The organism is Chryseobacterium sp. II3a (assembly GCF_057815135.1).
Window position 1 is genome coordinate 561,273 of sequence record NZ_JBYPZJ010000003.1, and the last position, 21,580, is coordinate 582,852.

17 protein-coding genes and 1 tRNA gene are annotated in these 21,580 nt (G+C 36.0%); 6 read left to right on the plus strand and 12 right to left on the minus strand.

Features of this window, described 5'->3' with window-relative positions:
• Positions 1-5 precede the first annotated feature (5 nt).
• A complete protein-coding gene (yddG, locus tag AC3HD6_RS11095; protein WP_488896394.1) occupies positions 6-905 on the minus strand; it encodes an aromatic amino acid DMT transporter YddG in 900 nt (299 codons plus the stop codon).
• A gap of 191 nt (positions 906-1,096) precedes the next feature.
• Here yddG and AC3HD6_RS11100 point away from each other — a divergent pair, with 191 nt between their 5' ends.
• The 3 genes from AC3HD6_RS11100 (at position 1,097) to AC3HD6_RS11110 (ending at position 2,084) form a co-directional block, all read left to right on the plus strand.
• Positions 1,097-1,324 (plus strand): glyceraldehyde-3-phosphate dehydrogenase, encoded by a 228-nt coding sequence (locus tag AC3HD6_RS11100; protein WP_488896395.1) that lies wholly within the window; start codon positions 1,097-1,099, stop codon positions 1,322-1,324.
• A 294-nt stretch (positions 1,325-1,618) separates the two neighbouring features.
• The gene (locus tag AC3HD6_RS11105; protein WP_488896396.1) at positions 1,619-1,774 is read left to right on the plus strand and encodes a bacteriocin-like protein; all 156 of its coding nucleotides are present in this window, start codon (positions 1,619-1,621) and stop codon (positions 1,772-1,774) included.
• A 236-nt stretch (positions 1,775-2,010) separates the two neighbouring features.
• Positions 2,011-2,084, plus strand: a tRNA-Ala gene (locus tag AC3HD6_RS11110).
• Positions 2,085-2,652: 568 nt separating this feature from the next.
• Here the strand turns inward: AC3HD6_RS11110 and AC3HD6_RS11115 are convergent.
• Complete coding sequence (locus AC3HD6_RS11115) at positions 2,653-3,522, minus strand: helix-turn-helix domain-containing protein (protein WP_488896397.1); 870 nt, start codon at positions 3,520-3,522, stop codon at positions 2,653-2,655.
• Positions 3,523-4,026: 504 nt separating this feature from the next.
• Between AC3HD6_RS11115 and AC3HD6_RS11120 the strand changes: the two genes are divergently transcribed.
• Positions 4,027-6,630 carry a TonB-dependent receptor gene (locus tag AC3HD6_RS11120; RefSeq protein ID WP_488896398.1) on the plus strand — a complete coding sequence of 868 codons (2,604 nt, stop codon included), beginning with the start codon at positions 4,027-4,029 and terminating at the stop codon, positions 6,628-6,630.
• Between the two features lie 101 nt (positions 6,631-6,731).
• On the opposite strand, the gene AC3HD6_RS11125 is transcribed toward AC3HD6_RS11120, so the two are convergent.
• Complete coding sequence (locus AC3HD6_RS11125) at positions 6,732-6,965, minus strand: hypothetical protein (protein WP_488896399.1); 234 nt, start codon at positions 6,963-6,965, stop codon at positions 6,732-6,734.
• A gap of 227 nt (positions 6,966-7,192) precedes the next feature.
• On the opposite strand from AC3HD6_RS11125, the gene AC3HD6_RS11130 reads away from it, so the two are divergent.
• Entirely contained in the window at positions 7,193-7,807 is a 615-nt protein-coding gene (locus AC3HD6_RS11130; protein ID WP_488896400.1) for a hypothetical protein, read from the plus strand.
• A gap of 119 nt (positions 7,808-7,926) precedes the next feature.
• On the opposite strand, the gene AC3HD6_RS11135 is transcribed toward AC3HD6_RS11130, so the two are convergent.
• From AC3HD6_RS11135 to AC3HD6_RS11160, 6 genes are all read right to left on the minus strand, one after another.
• On the minus strand, positions 7,927-8,370 hold the full coding sequence (locus tag AC3HD6_RS11135; RefSeq protein WP_488896401.1) for a hypothetical protein: 444 nt from the start codon (positions 8,368-8,370) through the stop codon (positions 7,927-7,929).
• A gap of 11 nt (positions 8,371-8,381) precedes the next feature.
• A complete protein-coding gene (locus AC3HD6_RS11140; protein ID WP_488896402.1) occupies positions 8,382-10,061 on the minus strand; it encodes a Hint domain-containing protein in 1,680 nt (559 codons plus the stop codon).
• Positions 10,062-10,065: 4 nt separating this feature from the next.
• Positions 10,066-10,872: a hypothetical protein gene (locus tag AC3HD6_RS11145; RefSeq protein WP_488896403.1), complete on the minus strand. Its 807-nt coding sequence runs from the start codon at positions 10,870-10,872 to the stop codon at positions 10,066-10,068.
• Positions 10,873-10,876: 4 nt separating this feature from the next.
• Complete coding sequence (locus tag AC3HD6_RS11150; RefSeq protein WP_488896404.1) at positions 10,877-13,006, minus strand: type VI secretion system Vgr family protein; 2,130 nt, start codon at positions 13,004-13,006, stop codon at positions 10,877-10,879.
• Positions 13,007-13,461: 455 nt separating this feature from the next.
• On the minus strand, positions 13,462-13,941 hold the full coding sequence (locus AC3HD6_RS11155) for a MarR family winged helix-turn-helix transcriptional regulator (RefSeq protein ID WP_488896405.1): 480 nt from the start codon (positions 13,939-13,941) through the stop codon (positions 13,462-13,464).
• A 2-nt stretch (positions 13,942-13,943) separates the two neighbouring features.
• Positions 13,944-14,432: a GNAT family N-acetyltransferase gene (locus AC3HD6_RS11160; RefSeq protein ID WP_488896406.1), complete on the minus strand. Its 489-nt coding sequence runs from the start codon at positions 14,430-14,432 to the stop codon at positions 13,944-13,946.
• A 197-nt stretch (positions 14,433-14,629) separates the two neighbouring features.
• On the opposite strand from AC3HD6_RS11160, the gene AC3HD6_RS11165 reads away from it, so the two are divergent.
• The gene (locus AC3HD6_RS11165) at positions 14,630-15,613 is read left to right on the plus strand and encodes a BtrH N-terminal domain-containing protein (RefSeq protein ID WP_488896407.1); all 984 of its coding nucleotides are present in this window, start codon (positions 14,630-14,632) and stop codon (positions 15,611-15,613) included.
• A 142-nt stretch (positions 15,614-15,755) separates the two neighbouring features.
• Here the strand turns inward: AC3HD6_RS11165 and AC3HD6_RS11170 are convergent, their stop codons facing one another.
• The 3 genes from AC3HD6_RS11170 to AC3HD6_RS11180 all read right to left on the minus strand — a co-directional run bounded on the left by AC3HD6_RS11170 (position 15,756) and on the right by AC3HD6_RS11180 (position 21,580).
• Positions 15,756-17,171, minus strand: coding sequence for an efflux transporter outer membrane subunit (locus AC3HD6_RS11170; protein ID WP_488896408.1), 1,416 nt, complete (start codon positions 17,169-17,171; stop codon positions 15,756-15,758).
• A gap of 75 nt (positions 17,172-17,246) precedes the next feature.
• Positions 17,247-20,393 carry an efflux RND transporter permease subunit gene (locus AC3HD6_RS11175; protein WP_488896409.1) on the minus strand — a complete coding sequence of 1,049 codons (3,147 nt, stop codon included), beginning with the start codon at positions 20,391-20,393 and terminating at the stop codon, positions 17,247-17,249.
• On the minus strand, positions 20,393-21,580 hold the full coding sequence (locus tag AC3HD6_RS11180; protein ID WP_488896410.1) for an efflux RND transporter periplasmic adaptor subunit: 1,188 nt from the start codon (positions 21,578-21,580) through the stop codon (positions 20,393-20,395). Before AC3HD6_RS11180 ends, AC3HD6_RS11175 begins: the two co-directional genes overlap by 1 nt.

Genomic DNA, 21,580 nt, shown 5'->3' on the forward strand with positions numbered 1-21,580 from the left:
TAATATTATTGCCTAATTTTTCGTTCTCTGGTCGCCAGCCAGCAGAGTATTGAACCTGCACAAACCATCACAGCTCCCTGCCAGAAAGACAATCCTAATGCTGTAGATAAAAGAACGGATGACAATGCGGATGACAAAACAGGAATAAAATAAGATGCACCTGTTAAAATCGTAACATTTCCATCCAAAATTCCGATATTCCATGCCGCATATCCAAATCCCATGGCAGATGCTGCAAGCAAAAGATAGACAATGGAAGAAAAGCTGATCACCATAATGCCTGTATCACCAATCATTAGATATTGTATCCATAAGGCAGCAGCTACCATCATGAAAAATAAGGTGATTCCGTTCACCCCATTAGCTATACGAACCGTAACTATGCAATAAGCAGCCCACAATAGTGCTCCAATAAAAGCCAATCCATAGCTTAAAGGGTTAGTTTTAATATTGGCAATCATCTGAGAAATATCAAGCCCCTGCTCTCCCCCCAATACCCAAATAATCCCCAGCATGGAAAGAATGATTCCTGGAACAATCAGCCAGTTTGCTTTTTTATGGGTAAAAAGAATGGTGCCCACCATTGTAAAGGTAGGCCAGAGATAATTAACCATCCCTACTTCAATCGCCTGGCGGCTGTTGGTAGAATATCCTATAGAAAGTGCCAAACAAAGCTCATAAGTAACCATAAGCAACCCACCAAATATCAAATATTTCCTTGGAAATTTTGACAAAGGGACCCATTTCATAGTGAAAAGCAAGAATATAGAAGCTACAGTATATATTAAAGCTGCACCCGCTGTTGCTCCAAAAGAATGGCTTACTTCTTTGATCAATCCAACAATAGTGGACCATAATAAAATAGCACAAAATCCGATGGTTGTCGCTTTGATTTGTTTAGTCATGGGAAATTTTGGTTTTATTTGGACCAAAACTAGAAAAAACAGATGATTAATCATATTGAGCTAATCTATTTTACTATTAAGAAAATTGTTTATTAGTCGACATTGCAAATTTCTGTATATATGATTTTCTAAATACAGATCTTCCCACTTAAGGGAAAAAAATTATCTTTGACAGAATTAAATTTTTAATCATGAAAGAAAAAGTCGTTCAGATTACCCATTCTACAGGAAAATATACATTGAATATATTGCCAGGCAGGCTTAATGAGATGCAGGAACAAATTGACAGATGTTTAAATAATGAACAGGCCGCTATAGTTGTTCGAAATGACAATGGAGAACAGTTTATCTATCCATCAGACCTTTTGAAAAATAGCTTTATTGCAATAGTGGATAAAGTTACTCCTGAAGTATTCTAGTAAAAAACTTCTAAACTAGGGATAAAGTAAAAAATTGACTTCAACAAAGCCTATCACAATTATAAAAAGAATTTAGTATTTTATTTTACTCTTTCCTTATTGATTTATATTTTATAATATATGCTTCCAAAAAATTATAGCTGTTATTTTATCAACTTCAAACTTATCTGTAAAATAAACAACTCATGAAGGTCATAATGCAGTTATACTTTTAATTACTAATTTTTTTATGTTAAATCTCTATTTAGAGAATATTCATTATATTCGTCATACAATAAAACTAAAATAAAAATTATGAAAAATTTAAAGAAAGTTTCAAGAGAAAAACTAAAGAGTGTTAATGGAGGGCAAAAAACATGTCCAAAAGGAATGCATGAAATGCATTGTCCAGGCTCCGAAAATCCACAATGTTATTGGGATCAAGATATTTTAGATTGCCCTGATTTCTAGAAATACTCCCTCAATTGAGGGATTTTTTTGTCTAATATGCTTAATGATGCTCTTATTATATTTGATTAAATTTCTTTCCCATACTCTGTTTTTGAGGTGCTTTTTCATATTTCGACCTTATAGGTAAATGATTTCATTATATAATTTTTGTAGAGATACGTTATTAGATTTAAAAAATATTCTTACAAATATTTGTAAATATGATTTAAATACTTACTTTTGTACCGCTTCAAAATGGGGGATTGGCGCAGTTGGCTAGCGCGTTTGACTGGCAGTCAAAAGGTCACGGGTTCGAATCCCGTATTCTCCACTGAGTGTACTTGAAAAAAGAATTCAAAATATGCTAAAAGTTTATTAATCCTACAAAATTCATTTTTGTAGGATTTTTTTTGAATAAAAAAATCATAAAGAGATTTGATAAATCGGTTCTATTTGTAAATAAGAACTTACAATCGTTTTATAACTAATTTTCCAGACTATCCAAGATAGTATTTGAAATATTGATAAGAGTTCTTATTCTCCTTCACTCAACCTGTACCTCTTCTATCCAGTTTGATCTTTTTCGATTAGTTATAATTTGCAGTATTAGACTAATCATTTTATTGATAAGGAATCTGCAAAGAATTCCACCAAATATTGCATTCTTTTGCTATTAAAAAAAACAAAATCTCCGGCAGAACCGGAGATAAAAACACAAATGATGAAAAAAAATTATTTCGAATTGTAAAACTATACATATTATCATACACATTATGATACAAAAGCGTAAAAAAATGATAATAAATGGCACACAACAATTTCTATACTTAGTAAGAAATCACAATTGATCGGATGTTAAAATAATATGCAGCTAAACAGATAGTTCATTTTAATAGAAACTATCTTTGTATAGATTTCCTAAATTGGGTTGGAGTCATCCCTGTTTTTATCTTAAAAAATTTAGTGAAATTGGTTACCTCCTTAAACCCTAAATCGTAGGCAATTTCACTTACACTTAATGTATTATACATCAGATTTCTTTTAATCTCCAATATCATTCTATTAATTAGCCATTGTTTGGGCGTCTTCTTTTCTATTTTAAGAAAAGTTTTCTGTAGTGCGCGAAGCGTTATATTCAATTCTTCACAATAGTAGTCAAGACTTAAATGTTGATTTAGATATTTGTTTACCAAAGATTTAAATCTAGCAACTAAAAGCTTATCTCCACAAAAATCCAGGTTAATTTTAGAATGTATGGATACCTCCTCAGCAATCAGAAGTATATTAAACAAATAGTTATTTAATATAGTACTCTGTACATCTCTGTATGGCCTGGCCAATTCATTTTTTATATAATCGAATAAAGCTAATACTTCTTCAAACCTATCTTCTAAATTGAAATATCGTATATTCAAAGGATCATTAAACAAACTGGTTTCACTATAAAATTGAGTTTGTGCACTGTTTTGGCAAAGAAAATCTTCGGTAAAAATCATTATCCTGCTTTTATAATTAACAGGCCTATTAAACTGGCAGATTTGATTGGGTGAAGCAAATAAAATGTGCCTTTCCTTAATATGTATTGTTTTAAAATCAATATTAATAGTTCCTTCATCTTCACAAAAAAGATGAATACAGTTAAATAATATTTTATGGGGCTGAAAAAGTTGGGTGGGTCTAGTTAATAAAAGATCAGATATCTCTTTTGTTGTGATAAAATGAGAACTATTCTCACTATGCAAAAAAGGTTCAATTTTAAAATCCTCCATACACTTTTATAGAATTTAATAATCAAAATATTTATTTTCATGAATATATAGCAAAGATAAATCTATGTTACGAAATTATATTCATAACCAAAACGATCAGTTTTTCTCTTTTTTCGCTCCACAATTATTTAAGTATAACCTCCTATAAAACTCATTGATAATATACTCTTTACATATCCATTATAAAATATCAAATACAATAATTCCCTTTATTTAGATTTAATATTAGTAAAATTTATTTTTTGTATAAAAATGATGATATTTCTCAATATTTTTTATCCAATAAATGTTTATATTAACATCAAAACAAACTCATTTTGGTTAAAATTATTGATATAACAATCTACAAATTAAACTGTTAAATAAAGTTAATATATCATAAAACAACCAGTGATCATACTCATTCTTCGACATTTACAAAATCGCTTAAAAAACATTTAATACTTAATTAAAAAATAAATTTTCATCTTTGCAGCCTTAAAATCAAACACGCTAGTTTATTTCATGAGCATTATTTTGAAAAAGCGCTTACTTATAGCGCTTGTATTACCAACGGCCGCCTTGTATTATGGGCAGAGTACGAAGGATTCTTTAGAAAAATCTAAATCTATTGATGAGGTGATGTTGGTGGGAAGAAACCTTTCCCAAACCGCCAAAGAGAGAAAAACACCTGTTGCAGTTTCCAACATTAAGGCAGCTGAAATCCAGGAGAAATTAGGAAACAGAGAATTTCCTGAAATTATGAAGTCTACCCCATCAGTATACGTTACCAAAGTAGGTGGTGGATTTGGTGACAGTAGAATTAACATGAGAGGTTTTGATGGAGCCAATATTGCAGTAATCATCAACGGACAGCCTGTTAATGATATGCAGGGAGGTACTGTTTACTGGTCTAACTGGACTGGATTGGCAGATATTGCCAGCTCTATTCAGATCCAGAGAGGTTTGGGAGCTTCTAAATTTGTAGTTCCTTCTGTAGGAGGGACCATCAATATTGTTACAAAAGCTACTGACTCTGAGCAAAAAGCAATGATCAAAGCAGAAGCGGGTAATGACAACTACTCCAGACTCTCAGCCATGTACTCTTCCGGTTTGAAAAACAAATGGGGAACTACAGTATTGCTTTCCCGTTGGCAAGGTGATGGTTATATCAATGGAACTAAAGGTGAAGGATATTCTTGGTTTTTCTCTACAGGATTTAAACCGAATGAGAAACATGCATTCAATTTAATTGCAACGGGTGCTCCACAAGTGCACGACACCAGAAGATCTTCTGCAACCGGAGCGAATGTAGCCACCTTGCAGCAGTTTGAAACTTATGGAAGAAGATACAATCCACAAACAGGAATGTTGAATGGTTCTCAGTTCAACTTAGCACCTAACTTCTACCACAAGCCAATCGCTTCATTAAACTGGGATTGGAATATTAATGACAACCTGAAATTATCTACAGTTGTTTATGGTTCTTGGGGACGTGGCGGTGGTGGAACCGGACTTAACGGTTCTATTAAAAATGCCAAAGACCAAACCATGAATTTCATGAATTATGGTGGTGATGGTACCATCAATTGGGATATGATCTATCGTTATAACAGAGGAAGTGCTGTAACAGATTATAATGGAAATACCTTCCAGAAATCTCCTTTTGCAGCTCCTGCAGGCTCCCCTACTGATTATAATGGACAAAATGTAGCTACTTTAAACGGAACTAGTGGTATTGTAAGAAAGCAAAGTATTAATGCTCATGACTGGTATGGTGTTATTGCAGACCTTAACTATAAAAAGAATAACTGGACTTTTAACGGAGGGGTTGACCTTAAAACTTACAAAGGAGCTCTTTATGATATTACTACTGATCTATTAGGATCAGATGCTCTATTTGTTAAAAGTACAGTGAACGCTCCAAACGGGTACTATATCGATCGTACGGTAAAACCAGAACCACTGACAAAGACCGGAAATGCTCAAAAAATATCAATACACAATGAAGGTCTTGTAAAATGGGCTGGTATTTATGGAATGGTGGAATATAGTTCTGAAAAACTAAGTGCATCAGTTCAGGCATCAGTTTCTGAACAGTATTACAAGAGAAGAGACTATATGCTGTATACCCCTGGAAACCAAGAGACCAAATGGTATCACAAAACAGGTTATATTGTAAAAGGTGGAGCTAATTACAATATTGATGAGCATCACAATGTATTTTTCAATGCAGGAGTAATTTCAAGACAGCCTTTATTCAATGCATTATTCCCTTCAAATCAGAATATCTACAATGATGCAAAAAATGAAAGAATTTTCTCTCTGGAATTAGGATATGGTTTCAAGTCACGCTATATAGATGTTAACATCAATGCTTACAGAACGCAATGGGATGATAGATTCATTTCAAGAACATTCAATGCAGGCGCTGCAGATGTTGCGAAATTCTCTCAATTGAAACTTGGAAATGCTTACTTCTATAATGCTCTAAATGTGGGACAAATTCACCAAGGGATAGAATTGGAAGCTAAAGCAAGACCTTTTGCTAATCTTAGAGTGAGAGGGATGGTTTCATTGGGTAATTGGAAGTACAAAGGAAACGCAAATTTCAACATTTTGGATGTTCAAAGCAACCAGGAAATTTCCGGAGCTACAGGGATGATCAACATCAAGGATCTGAAAGTTGGTGATGCTGCACAAACAACAGCAAGTTTAGGTATTGATTATAACATTACCAAAGCTTTCAGTATTGATGCTAACTGGGAATATTATGACAAATTATATGCCCAGTTCAATCCTATCAACTTCCTTACAGAGGCTGACAGAGAAAGAGGAATTGTAAAATTACCCAGCTATAACCTATTTGATATAGGAGCTAGTTACAAATTCGAAATCGGTCAGAAAAAATCTTTAACACTAAGAGCGAATGTTTATAACTTATTCAACAAATACTATATTTCTGAACTAAGTTCTAATATTCATGCTACAGATAAAATTGCTACTGGTCCTGATGCTGGAAAAACGTATCAGCAAGCAGGTAGAGTGTATCAAGGTATTGCTGATGCCAATACAGGTTTCTTAGGGTTCGGAAGAACTTGGTCCGTGGCGGCTACTTTCAGATTCTAATACAATAGACTCAGATAAAAATAGATTTAAACCCGCCGGATTTTGGCGGGTTTTTAGTTTTCTGCTCTGATTTAAGCTCTAAACTATCAATACTTTTAAAATTATATTCCAGGATTGCAAAGAGATACATGCCCTCTATATCCTTTTTTAGCTTGACAAGCTGGTATTTCCGCAGCTGATATTTCAGTAACAATTTGTCCTATAGTACCATCCTCTTTTATACCTAAAACAAAGCATAGGTATCTGTCACAGTCAGCCGCCCCTCCTTTAATTGTTTTTAACTGAATTTTTCCTAGTCTTTTTGCATTTTTTAGCATTGTTTTTTTTGTGTTCATAATTTTGTTAATTTGGTATTAATAATTAAATATTATTCAAAAAATAATATTTCACTAATATAAGAATAATTAATAATAAAAATCACTTATTATAGATTTATTATGAAAAATTAATCTTATCTTATTGCTTTCCATCTGAATTAAAAATCATTACTATCATTATTATCAGATATTTTCTTGGGAAAAATAATAAATTAGACAAAACTAAAAATCATTTCTACAGTGTAATGGACAAAGAGACGAAAAATTATATCATCACCTATTTCAGAAACCTGATGACTAAGGATGAAAAATTAGCATTGAACTATCATATGTACACCTATAAAACATCCAATAATCCTGAAATGAGAAGAATACTGACAGAGAAAGGGTGGATAAGTTCTAATCCTGAAATTGCTGCTTTTCTCAAAAATGGTTATGATGAATTTGAGCTCAATGTAGCACAACGGATAATGACCGAATCATCAGAAAAAAATTGTCCTCAATGTCATAAGCTGGCTCGTACTCCTTATGCAAAACAATGCAGATATTGTGGATACAACTGGCATCATATTACTGCTAAGTTTAAGGTTGACAATATGTTTCAGCTTACAGGAAGAGGTTTTTATCTGCTTGGGGAAATCATAGAAGGGGAAATCCATCCAGGACAATGGATGGATTTAACGGTATTCGGACTTCATAAAAAAATTAAAATTGAATCAGTGGAATTCGCTAACAGAAAGAATAACGGAAAACCATGGAATGGGATTGGACTTGAAACCAAGGAACTCACGGAAGATGATAAACTGTATTTAAAACAGAAATCCTCTCTTAGTCCTATCATCTATATTTCCCAGGCATAATTTATGGCTTTTGAGGCTGTAATATCAAAATTATACCCCTATTGAATATAAAAAGGAAATGTTTAAAACACTTCCTTTTTGTTATAATTAACTATTAGTTTTAGATTTCAGAGCATCCTTTATTCATTAATAGGAATTGCCATATCTTCCATATTATTCTTTAAAATTGTGCTGATATAATTTCCTTTTTTTCTTGGGATGGAAGCTGTTGCGAAAGTTCTTGGAGCTTTATATACTTCACCTTTATAATCAGGACTTGTAAGAACCGGCATCATATAATAAGCATTTTCCTGATCCTCCGTATCCATCACCCATTTGCCTCCTAAATGTTTTCGAAATGTTTCTCCAATATAAATGGTAAGAAGGTCTAACATTTTAGTATCTTCTTTTAAATTATTAATCGATGGATAGTTATTGATAATCCATTTCTCTAATTCATCTAATGATTTGATGCTGTAATCCAGATTAAGATTATTTTCTTGTGCAAACCCTTCTGTAAATGAATCCATTTTTTCACCAATGAAAAAAATCCATTCCTGAAAGTTTTCTTGTGTATATGACATAAGTTATATAATTATTTAATGTGTGTAACTTTGATTCCTGCAGCCTTTAATTCGTCTATCAATGGTTGGCTAGCTCCTCCTTCTATTCTCCATTCAATATCCCAGCCATCCTTAACGAGCTGTTTATCTCTTAATATTTCGTATTTAATATCATCTGTTCTGGAAAAATAGTTTCCTGATTTTACTTCAACTCCCATTTTGGCGTCTACGTCTGCAATATCTAACCTTCTATTAACTTCTTCTCCATCAATTTTCACTTTAACGGTTTGTTCTCGAGCTCCCCAACCTAATTCATTATGATAACTATCTGCTGCTGCATTCCCTTTGTTTGCATTTTGCATATTGGCATCATAAGTTTTGTCCCATCTATCTTTACTCCATTCTCCTCCTCGTTCTTGGTAATCCTCCCACGCTTGAGCTCTATGCTCAGGACTTCCTGCTTCTGGTTTATACCCATTATGCACCAGAATTCCATCCTCAGTTACATAATAGTTTTCATTATCTTCAATATCAAAATTATAAACTTTTTCGTAATGTGGCAAGACTTCCACGCTGATAACTGTTGTATAATCTCCACCTTTTAAATGTAATAAATCTCCTGCTTTCAGACTTCCGGCTTCTATCCATTCATCATTACAGAAAAACCTATGTTCAGGAGTTACCCGTACAAATTCTCCAGTGGGTAATTCCAAAGAAAGCATTTGCTGGGTAAATCTTTCATGCTTTATAAGGATAGGTTTATATTCTTGTTGTTTTGTTATTTCGTTATACGTTAAGACGAGGTCATCTTCATAAAGATCTTCGATATTCTGCGTTCCATCTGGGGTGTGAACTTTGGTTCCTTCCGGAAAACACACCAGGGTAGCTCCATGGGCAGCAAAAATTCCCAATACAAGGCTTACACCACTGTCTTTCAGTTTTTCAAGGACGTCTTTATCACTGCTCCAGATATTATACTGGTCGTAATAAGCTCCGCCAATTCCCAGTCCACGCATGGTTTTACAAAATAGTGAAGCATTTTTAAATCCTTTAAAAGTAAACTGTTCTATTAATTCTTTTCGTGCTGTATTCATAAACTGCTGTCCAAAGGCTGTCGCAAATCTGGAGGCTCCTTCCCTTAAAGTGGTAGCTCCAGCTGCCGCCGAACCCGCTCCGGTAACCATTCCTGTAGCTCCTCTCCCGGCAAGAAATCCAAAAGCAAAGTTGGCAACATGTCCCAGGTTGGTAAGGGCAGCACTCCCCCACGCTTCCCAAACGGTTTCTTTGGCTGTTATAGTTCCACCTTCTGCCGGACAAACCATAATGGATGAAAGGGTAAGTGTTTTATGATCCTGTATAGCAAATTTTTGAGAGGTATTAGTCCAGACTCTTTGGGAAGCTGCAGCTTTACATTTTATGAGTCCGATAGCAACTGCAGCCAAAATAGCAGCGGCAATAATGGCGGCAACCAGCCAGCCGGGTCCAGGAATCATGGCACAAATCCCCACAGCAATTCCAGCTACGGCTCCTGCCATAAAAGCAACACTTCCAAGGCAGACAAAGTTATTGCCTTTCAGGGTATCCAGCTCTGTAGCGGCTTTGTCTCCACTGAAGGTTACAAAATCCTGACTGGTAACTTTCATTTGCTTCGGGGCTACTCCTTTATCGCAAACCAGATAATGTTTTTCGGTAAGATACTGTTCATCTTCCATAATGTTACAATTCTAAATGAGTATCCATATAACAATGATAATAGAAAAATTCACCCAACTTTTCGGTAATGGTAAAATCAGATTTTAACAATATCCGGTTATCATACAGGTATTTTCCTTTTACTTGATATTCGGGATGCATAAAATTGTCTTTTGCAAATTCCCGTAACCTTCGGATCATTTTTTCGTCACGGATCATCTTTCCTTCTGCGTTCCATTCATCGAAACCTTGCTCCGTCTGTCTTTCCGATACGGAAAGATTAATAGGGATTACAATGCCAGCGCCAAACCGGTCCATATCTTCTCTTTTAAGATAACTTTTAGACCCTTCCTGCATGGGCTCTTTCCCAAAAATATAAAAGAACTGATAGATAAAATGGATGTAGCGTATGCTTTTTATTTCCATTTCTTCATTAGTTAATTCATATTCCTTAGCCCTGATAATTTCATAAGCTTCAATAGGATGAGCATTCGTGAGCCATTCTTTTACCTCTTTCCACTTATCACGGATCATGTCACCGTTATAGATTTTAGCAATTTCTCCTTTTTTATTGATCCCGACTTCCAGTGTATTGTAGATGCTGCATACTTTATTGGTCATTTCAGTAATCTGAACAATTAACGGATCTTCATACATTTCTAAGGCATAATCTGTCTCTGTGATTTCAAAAATATGATAATCTTCATCCAGATCTTTTCCTTTATAAATTACTGATGTTTTGATATTGATCTTATAATTGCTGTCCAGACTGTGTACTTTGGTTTTTCCGGTAATAGCAGTATTGTAGAGGTATTCTTTTCCAATCTCCATTCTTCTACTTATTAATATTTACTTTTTTACTGTTAACTTGTACTTCATCCCCTCCTGTCATCACTACATTTTTACCCCCTATTTTAGTGCTGTCTTTTCCTGAAAGATCCAGACTTTCTTTGGCATCTACTTTAATTTCTTTTCCGTTGATGGTGATTTTCCCCTCTTTATCAATAATAACAGTACTGGCTCCCACCACAATTTTAAATTCTGTATTGGCCGTAAGAGATACTTTTCCTGTTTTATCCATCTGAAGAACCGAAGCATCAGCTACGTTGATCATATTGGTATTTCCTGCTCTTACAGTATTATCATTCCCTACGTTTACTTCCTTATTCTTATTGGCATTTGTAGTTGCATTTCCTGCTCCATCAAAGAACATATTGGCCCCCCCTTGATCTTTAAGATTCATAGATCCAGCCCCATTATCATATTTCAGTTCTGCACCACTTCGCCCACTAAAGCTCATGACATTATTACCAGCTCCACCACCGGCTCCTATCCCGCCATGATACATTCCGCCCATCACAAAAGGACGATCCGGATGAAGGTGAACAAAATTGACAATGACCTGATCTCCTACTTCAGGAATAGACATAAAACCACGATTTTTACCTACTTTATCACTGCTTCCGGCATCCGGAGACATGACACGGATAAACTCGGTAGTGTCCTGTCCATTCTGCCAGTCAAGCTGAACCTGTACACGGCCTTGATTATCAGGATCGGTATTGGAAATTACTTTTCCAAACTGAGGTTCTGCCACAGGAACAATAAATTCCGGTCTTGGAATATATCCGGTATCAGAAGCTATCGCCTGGAAAGATCCGTCATAATACCCGCGGGCATCTACTTGATGGGTTACCTCTATGAGCATTAATTTTGTAAAATAAGAAGTATCGTTGGTATCTGTTTTACGCATTTGAATGTCCGCAATACATCCCGGATAAAGAAATGGAACTGTCGTATTTCCGGAAGTAATGAAAACTTGTGAAGCATTGCTTCCTGCTGTCCCTTTCTGAGAAGCGTCAATATCCATAAAAGATGAAGCTTTGATGGGAGCTACTCTTAAAGATGGGGTTTGAAAAGTTTTTTCAGAAATTTCATAAGCTCTTTTAGCAATATCTGAAGTATGGGTTATTTTTGAACTGCCGCCTTTAAACTTTTCATTTTTACTACTGTTATATCCATAGAATGACGGATTCACATGCTGAGCTTTCATTTTAATTTTAACATCGGTCAGATTACTGCCATAGGTCAGCAAGACAGGTTTTTCTTGTGGTGGCAGCTGTCCGAAATGTAAAACTTCTCCATCATAGAAAAATTGTTCCCCGTAGGCTTCAGCCATTCTTGCCAAATAGTTATAATGTGTTTCTCCATATTGAGAACTGTAAGATACATTGCCGTGGCGGGCATCTACCCTGAAATCAAATTTTCCCTGCCCCAATCCTTCTTTAATGACTTCATTGGCAATACTATTTAAACTGATAGGTTTTCCCCCGCCAAAACTTTGGATGTGAGGAGCTGCATCTAACAAAATCGTTGGACTGAAACCTGATAAAATAAGATTGCCCAAACTTCCTTTTTCCTGGCTAAATCCGACTTCCGTAATCACTCCTACAAAGTTTCGTTCAGCTCCCCCTTCAACATCTTTATATTTGAAAACAATAGTAATTCTTTTTCCCAGAAAATTTTGCACTTCTTCAAGGTTATGATTTTCTGCACTTCCTAAAGTATCGTGGGCAAGAATAAGCTCAAACTCATGATGCTTAGTAGCACTTTGAGTAAGTTTAAAGTGTTTGAAATATTTAATAGGTTTACCTTCCACATGGATATCAAGCTTTACGACTCGGTTGATTCCTGCGATAGCACTTTCCGGAATACTGTCTGCATTAAATATTTTGGAAGTAGGCTGTTTTGCCCAAAGCTTTTCTTTAATAATGGAAGGTTCATTGGGTAATAATGGCTGATTCAGGAATTGTTTCCCTGTATTCATCACATTGGCTGCATTATTTACTTTTGAAGCAGCTTTCTTTACTTCTTTGATCTTTTTATTGTCTTGGATTTTGTTTACAAACCCTGTCTTGTCTGAATCTATTTCCTGCTTGGGAAGATCATTCTGTTCCTGAAACATGACATATTTTTTTTGGTGTATGACTTAATTGGATATTCAACCTTTACAGGTGAGACCCTTCAGTTCAAAGAATCAATCTGTTGCTTGCAACGGCCTCTTGAACAAGCTTTTTTATGATTGATCTGAGATGGGTGCAGTTGGAATTTTTCAGAAAATAAATTCCACTTTAAGTTAGGAATACTTTAAAAATGGGTTGATTTCGGTATTTTTTCATAAGATTTTTTAGTGATTTTGGTAATGCAATATATAACCTTAAATATTCACATCAAAATGAATTACCGTTTATTTAAAAAATTGTAGTAGAACTACGACATTGAATTTTGCAATGCCTTTTCAGCAGGGCTTTGCAATAACTGCTAAACAAAAATACCCATGTTACCATCAGATTATCAGTAACATGGATGTTAAATTTTAGTTAAAAATCTCTATAAAAAGTTCAGAAAATATCCTTCGCTTTACTTTGAATTTTTAAGTTGCAATGCTCTTTGATAAAAAGACTGATTGGCAATTTTTTCTTCTGCTTCATCAATAGCTGCCAACAAGTTATTCTGATTATCAGAAATTTCTCCTAATATTTGTGACATCAGTTCCCATACCGGTTTCATCTTTTCAATAAGCTCTTTTCCTTTGGAAGTAAGATTAAATAGTCTTTTACGTTCATCCTGGTTGTCTTTTTTCCATTCTATCAGCTCCTGTTTTTCCAATTCTTTGAGAAGTGTAATGGTGGATGGATGGGTATATCCTATTTCATTGGCAATTTCTACAACACTGGCCAATTCCTTTTGGTAAATAGTATAAATGACAGGGAACCATTTGAGTTCAAAATCAATCCCAAAGGCTTTATAGATAAGTGCTCCATCTTTTCTCAGCTGTTCACTGAGGCGATGGAGTCTTGTGGATATCGCAAGAATTCCTGCTTCGTTGATAACATTCATATTCAGTTAATATGTAAGTGATAAAAAATATCGTCAGCACTCATTAATGGGAAACGTTCCGGAAGGGTCTCCTTTTTTATCTTCTCAAAATCATTTCTTTCATAAAAACGTTGAGCTGCCTTTAATACCTTTATTGTTCCCAAATATAGGTCATCAATTTTATTTTCACGGCAGAAAGCAATTAAAATTTCGAGCAGGATCTGAGCAATATTCAACTCTCTGCCTCTGAAATCTTTTTTTACAAACATCTTTCTTATTGCTCCCGCTCTTTCATCAAATTTTACCAAAGCAATTGAACCTACCAGCTTGCCATCTATAAAAGCGCCCCAAAAGTTTCCACCTGCATCATGATAAAAACTGTCTATCTGCTTCAGATCTGGCTGATCTTCTACTGTAATGGGAATATTAAACTCTTTTTGCTGAATAGTCAGGATCAGATCAATAAGTCGTTCCGAGTAAGCATTTCCTATGGGTTGAATCTGCAATTTCATAGTGGTTGATTTTTAAAGTATAAAACTACGTAGTTAAATACATATATGCAAATTGAAATCGGTTTTTAAAAAAATTTAACATAGATTAAAAATAATATCCTTTATCAAATATCCCTGAATATCAAACTCATAATTTCTGTATTTCAGGTTATTTATGTAATTTTCTTGATCTAAATAAATTATTGCCCCACATAGAAATGATAATAGAGAATTTAAAACCATTCAAAGGACAACATTGTGAAACTACTGCAACAGGAACTTTATTATTACAGCTTGGAATTGAGCTTTCCGAACCTATGCTTTTTGGATTGGGTGAAGGACTGGGTTTTATCTATTGGAATATGAAGACCATGGACTTTCCATTCATGGGTGGAAGAGTAAAACCGGATATACTAACCCAGAATATAGCCAGAAATCTTAATCTGGAGCTAACGGCTAAGGAAACTTCTTCCACGCAAAAGGCATGGACCTCTGTAAAAGAACTTATTGACAATGGGCATGCCGTTGGATTAAAAATGGATTGCTATCATCTCGAATATTTTTCTAATCCTTTTCATTTTGCAGGGCATTATGCTGCTATATATGGTTATGATACACAAAATGCATTCCTTGTAGATACTCAGCAGCAAGGCAGTCTAGTACAAACCTCTCTGGAAAGTTTGTCTTTGGCAAGAGCTGAAAAAGGGCCTATGGCTTCTAAAAATATGTATTATATTTTAAAGAAAAAGGATCAGCCATTTGATCTAAAAAAAGCAATTTTAACAGCTATCAAAAACAATGCTACTGAATATCTGCATCCACCTATCACCAATATTTCATATAAAGGTATTTTGAAAACAAGCAATGAAATTGTTAAATGGTTTAAGACCAGTAAAGATATTGAAGGCGAATTTGGACTTTCTGCGATGATGATGGAGAAAGCTGGAACAGGTGGTGCCATGTTCAGAAACCTTTATAAAGATTTCCTGAAAGAAAGTAGTGAACTGTTTGAGCTTGATCAATTAGAAACAGGATTTAAAACATTTACAGAAATTGCAGAAGACTGGACAACGGTGGCCAAGTTATTTGAAAAGATTAGTCAGACAAAAGATTTTAAATATATTCAAGAAGCATCAGGGATTTTAAAAACAATATCCAATAAAGAAAAAAAGGCCATGGAAATATTGGCAACAATATCATAGCGTTAATGCTAGGAAACAGCAATGTTTTTCGTTACTTGATTAAGAGACTTCCCTTCTTCCCAATCTCCAGTTCTTTCTTTTAAAAGCAAAAAACGTGCATCATTACTGATACACGTTTTCATTAAATTATTATAAAACCGTATTATTTCCAGCCTCCACCAAGAGCCTGATACAGTTCAACGGCAGCTTTCATTTTGTTATATCTCGCATTAGAAATATTAAGTTCTGCATTCAATGAATTCACACTGGCATTCAACACTTCAAGATAATTGGCCATACCGTAGTTAACCAATTCCTGGGAATAATCTACTGATTTTTTGTAGGCATCCAGTTCTTTTTGCTTTAAGTCTATGAAAGAATCCTGAACAGAGAAGACTCTGATGGCATCAGAAACTTCTTTTCCTGCTGTAAGAACTGTTTTTCTGAAGTTCAGATATGCTGTCTCCTGATTGGCAAGACTCACATCATAGTTGGTCTTAATAGTTCTTTTATTCAGAATAGGCTGGGCTAATCCTGCTACCACATTTGCGAATAATGAATTCACATTGAACAGGTGATCAATATCTACAGACTGAAGTCCTCCCGTTCCTGTAAGCTTTAAGGTAGGATAAAACTGTGCTTTTGCAGCATTGGTCAGCTCAAAAGCATTCATTAAGTTGTATTCTGCTCTCATGACATCCGGACGGTTGGCCAATAATTGAGCCGGGTAACCCAGCTTAAGATCAATTGGAAGATTCTGACCTTCCAATGTAGATCTTTCAATAGTATGTGATGGCTCTCCCATTAAAAGACTCATGGTGTTTTCCAGTAATTGAATCTGTGTATCGATATCAATCAATAAAGATTTTGCATTGAATACAAGGGCTTCACTCTGCTGTACGGCAACTTCTGTAAGGGTTCCGGAAGCTTTCAGTGCTTTTGTTGTTTCCAGGTTCTTTTCACGAATTCCAATGGTTTCTGTAATGATCTTCTTTTGAGCATCAAATGTCAGCAACTGATAATATGCAGAAGCAATGGAAGAAACAAGACTGCTTTTTACCGCTTTATGAGCAGCAACAGTTCCTAAATAAGCCGCTAACTGTGCTTTTTCCTGTGCTTTCATTTTCCCCCATATATCTGCTTCCCAACCTAAACTTGCAGTAATGTCAAACTGATTAACATAACGTCTTTCTCCAATGATCTGCCCAAACTGAGTATTGATAGACTGGGTCTGGAAAGTATAATTGGGTCCAACCGAAAGGGTTGGTGCATAGGCTGCCTTACTTTGTTTAAGGTAAGCTTCTGCAGAAGTGATACTCTGTAAAGCAATTCTGATATCCAGATTATTATCTAAAGCCTTTGAAATATGTCCTTGAAGCAAGGGATCTGTAAAGATTTCCTTCCAGGAAACATTAGCAACAGTAGTACTGTCTGAAGGAAGCATATCTGTACGGAAAAGCTTTTCGTCAACAACGTTCTTCGGCCTTTCGTATTCCTTTCTGGCCATACAGGACGTGATGGCTCCCAGCATAATCGCTGAGAAAGTGATTCCTTTTATGATGTTTATTAAACTTTTCATTATTTGAAATTTAAAAGTTTAAGGTTTCCGGTTTTCAGTATTAACTTTAACTCCAAAACCTTAAACTAAATTAATTTACTCTGCTAAATTGATATCTTCTTTTTTAATAGGCTTAATTTTTTCCTGTAGGGTTTCAAAAATCACATACAATACCGGAATTACAAAAAGTCCTAAAATAGTACCTATCAACAATCCTATGGCTGCTCCCGTTGCAATGGATCTGTTCCCTACAGCTCCAATTCCACTTGCCAACACCAATGGTAATAAACCGAAGATAAAGGCAAATGAAGTCATCAGAATCGGCCTTACTCTCGCTTTTGCTGCATTGATGGCAGACATTACAATGGTTTCACCATGATGTCTTCTCTGGACTGCAAATTCAACAATAAGGATCGCATTTTTTGCCAATAATCCGACGAGCATGATCAGGGCAATCTGGAAATAAATATTATTTTCCAAGCCCATAATCTTCTGTCCGAAATAAGCTCCCATTACCCCAAGAGGAAGAGAGATAACAACGATAAGCGGAAGGATATAACTTTCATACTGTGCAGAAAGGATAAAGTAAACAAAGACCAAACTTAGCCCGAAAATCAGAAGGGTCTGAGATCCTGAATTTAATTCTTCTCTGGTTAATCCGGTAAATTCTACTGCATAGTTTTGATTCAGGGTTTCATGGGCAACTTGCTGTACTGCCGCAATAGCATCCCCTGAACTGTAACCGTCAGAGTTTGCTCCTGTCACCTTCACCGAAGTAAATAAGTTATAACGGCTTACAGATTGTGGTCCATAAGCTTTTTTCAAGGTTACAAACTGTGAAATCGGAGACATGATCCCTGAACCTGTTCTGATATAGAGCTGGTTCAGATTTTCGATGCTCTTTCTGTTTTCAGGAAGAGCCTGAACCATTACCCTAAACTGTTTTCCATACTTGGTAAAGTCAGCTGTGTAAATACCCCCGATATACCCTTGCATGGTAGCCAGAATGTCATTTACAGAAACCCCAAGCTGCTTGCTCAGAGGAACGTTAATTTCCATCTGATACTGAGGATATTTTGTATTGAATGAAGTTTGTGCGAACTGAATTTCAGGTCTTTCCATCAATTTCCCAATGAACTCATTGGTTTTATTATCCAAGTCAACATATTCTCCACCTGATTTATCCAGCAATACCATTTCAAAACCTGCACTGCTACCAAATCCCGGTACACTTGGCGGTTGAAAGAATACTACTTTAGCATCAGGAACAGCTCCTACAATTCCAAATAATTTTTTGGTGATATCTTCAGACGTCTGCCCATCTTTTTTTCTTTCTTCGAATGGTTTCAGTTTCACAAAGGCAAGACCGTTGTTACTTCCATTTCCGGATAAGAATCCTCTACCTGTGGAAATCGTTACATTCTGTACTCCCGGAACTTTCATTGCTTTAGCCTGAAGTGTTTTCAATGCATTATAAGTTCTTTCCATAGAAGCTCCCGGAGGAAGCTGAACATCGGTAAAGATAATCCCTCTGTCTTCTGTAGGTACGAAACCTTTCTTCATGCTTCCACTTGCCCAATATAAAATACCTCCTGTAACAGCAAAGATCACTAAGGTTACCCATTTGTGTCTCAATAAGAATACAAATCCTCTTCCATAACGATCTGTTGTTGTTTTAAAAGCAATATTAAACTTATAGAAGAATTTCTGAAGGAAATTCATGTTCTGATACTCTTTATGGTGCTCAGCATGTGGCTTTAAGAATAATGAACATAAAACAGGACTCAACGTTAATGCATTAATCGCAGAAATGATGATCGCGATAATCAGGGTAATACCAAACTGTTGGTAGAAGACTCCTGTAGGACCCGTAATAAATGTCACAGGGATAAATACTGCTGCCATTACCAAAGTAATAGAAATAATAGCACCTGTAATCTCATCCATCGCCTCTACGGTGGCTTTTTTAGCATCTGAAATACCGTGTTCCATCTTTGCATGCACAGCCTCGACGACGACAATGGCGTCATCCACCACAATACCAATCGCCAGTACCAATGCAAATAAGGTTAATAGGTTTAATGAATATCCAAATAAATTAAGGAAAAAGAACGCTCCTACAATAGATACCGGAACCGCGATGGCCGGAATCAGGGTAGATCTGAAATCCTGAAGGAAAATATATACCACAATAAATACCAATATGAAAGCTTCGATCAGCGTATGCACTACCTTTTCAATAGAAGCTTCTAAGAATTCGTTGGTATCAAAGTTGAAAGTATATTTAATTCCTTTAGGAAAAGTACTTTCTGCCGATTTCAGATAAGTTTTGATATTTTTAATGATCTCCTGTGCGTTCGAACCCGGCGTCTGGAAGATCCCCATACTGATGGAAGGATTGTTTCCGTTCTCACCCACTCCTGTATAAGACTGACCTGCCAATTCTACCTTAGCAACGTCTTTCAGCATCAGGTTTTGTCCGTTTGCAAGAGATTTGATGATGATATTATCATACTGTTCCTTATCGTTGAATTTACCTACATATTTGATGATATATTCAAAAGAGCTTCCACTGTTTTGACCAATAGAACCGGCAGCAGCTTCTCTACTCTGCTCATTGATCGCATTAGTAACATCTGTAGGAGTTACACCGTAAGCAGCCATTTTTGCAGGATCCAGCCAAATTCTCATGGAATAGTTTTTACCTCCGAAAACGTTGGCATCCCCTACACCATTTACCCTTTTCAGGTTTGGAATAATATTGATATTCAGAAAGTTCTGAAGATACACATCATCAAGATCTTTATTTTCCGAATAGAAAGACATATACATCAGGGCACTGGTCTGCTGTTTCTGGGTTACAACCCCTGAACGGGTTACTTCAGACGGCAAAAGAGGCGTTGCTCTGGCAACACGGTTCTGTACGTTTACTGCAGCAATATCCGGATCTATTCCTTGTTTGAAGAACACCTGGATCTGTGCAGAACCATCATTTCCTGCAGAGGAAGTGATATAGTCCATTCCTTCCACCCCGTTGATCTGCTCTTCCAAAGGGACTACCACACTTTTCATTACAGTTTCCGCATTGGCTCCTGTATAGTTCGCAGAAACGCTTACTGTAGGCGGTGCAATATCCGGATACTGTGTAACCGGTAACGAGATCAGTCCTAGCACACCGAGAATCACAATCAAGATTGAGATTACGGTAGATAAAACCGGTCTGTTAATAAAGTTTTTTATCATTAGAATTTCGGTTTTATTGATTGAACAAGACTATCCATTTTAATTGGCTTTGGTTTCACTGCGGTTCCCGGTTTCAAACCTCCGATACCAGCTGCAACAACTCTTTCACCTTTATTAACTCCAGATTTGATAAGCGCCAAATTGTCGATTCTGTCAATAACATTAACAACAACGTTTCTCGCTGTATCTCCTTTTTCAATTTTGTATACGTATACAATACCTTGCTGCTCGTAAGTAGCACTTTCAGGAACAACAAGAACATTATCATAATTCTGAGGGAATCTGATCGTTCCACTGTTACCATTGCTTAATAATTTCTGAGCATTAGTGAAGCCAACTCTGAACTGGATGGTACCCGTTGTAGGATCAATCTGACCAGTAATGGCTTCAATTCTTCCTTTTTCAGGATAAAGACTTCCATTGGCTAACTGGAGCTCAACCATTGGTAAGTTTTTAATTTTTTCAGGCATAGAAGCTCCCGGAGATTTTTCAAGGAAATCAAAATACTCTTTTTCATTCATCGCAAAGTAGGCAAAGATTTCAGAAGTATCAGAAATTGTTGTCAGAGGGGTCTGATCAGACGGACCAACCAAACTTCCTACTTTTAACGGAAGCCTTCCTACGACTCCTGAAATAGGTGCACGAATAATGGAATATTCAATATTGGCTTCTACTCCTTTATAGTTGGCTTCTGCTTGTCTTTTCGCAGCATGTGCCTGCTGTAATTGAGCCTGAGCCTGGGCTAACTGAGCCTGTGCAGATTGTAACTGTACATTACTGATAATATTTTTCTGAACCAAAGGTTTGAGTTTGTTCACTTCAACCTGGGCAGCATTTACAGATGCCTGTGCGGCGGCAATAGTAGATTCAGCAGCCCCGATTCCTGCTTTAGAAGCAGCGGCATTTTCAGTAAGAATATTGGTTTCCAACCGGAACAAAGGCTGCCCTTTGGTAACGTATTGTCCTTCGTCTACCAATACCTGGGTAATATATCCCTGTATTTTAGCACGTACATCATTGTTTACTCTACCCTGGATGGTAGCCGGAAACGTCTGATACCCTACTATATTTTTTGACTCCACAGAAACAACAGGGTACGGCTTGGCACCATCCTGTTTCGGAGCTTCTTTTTTGCAGGCTGTGAGAGAAAGCGCTGCAATGGAAAGTATAACTAGCTTATTATTCAT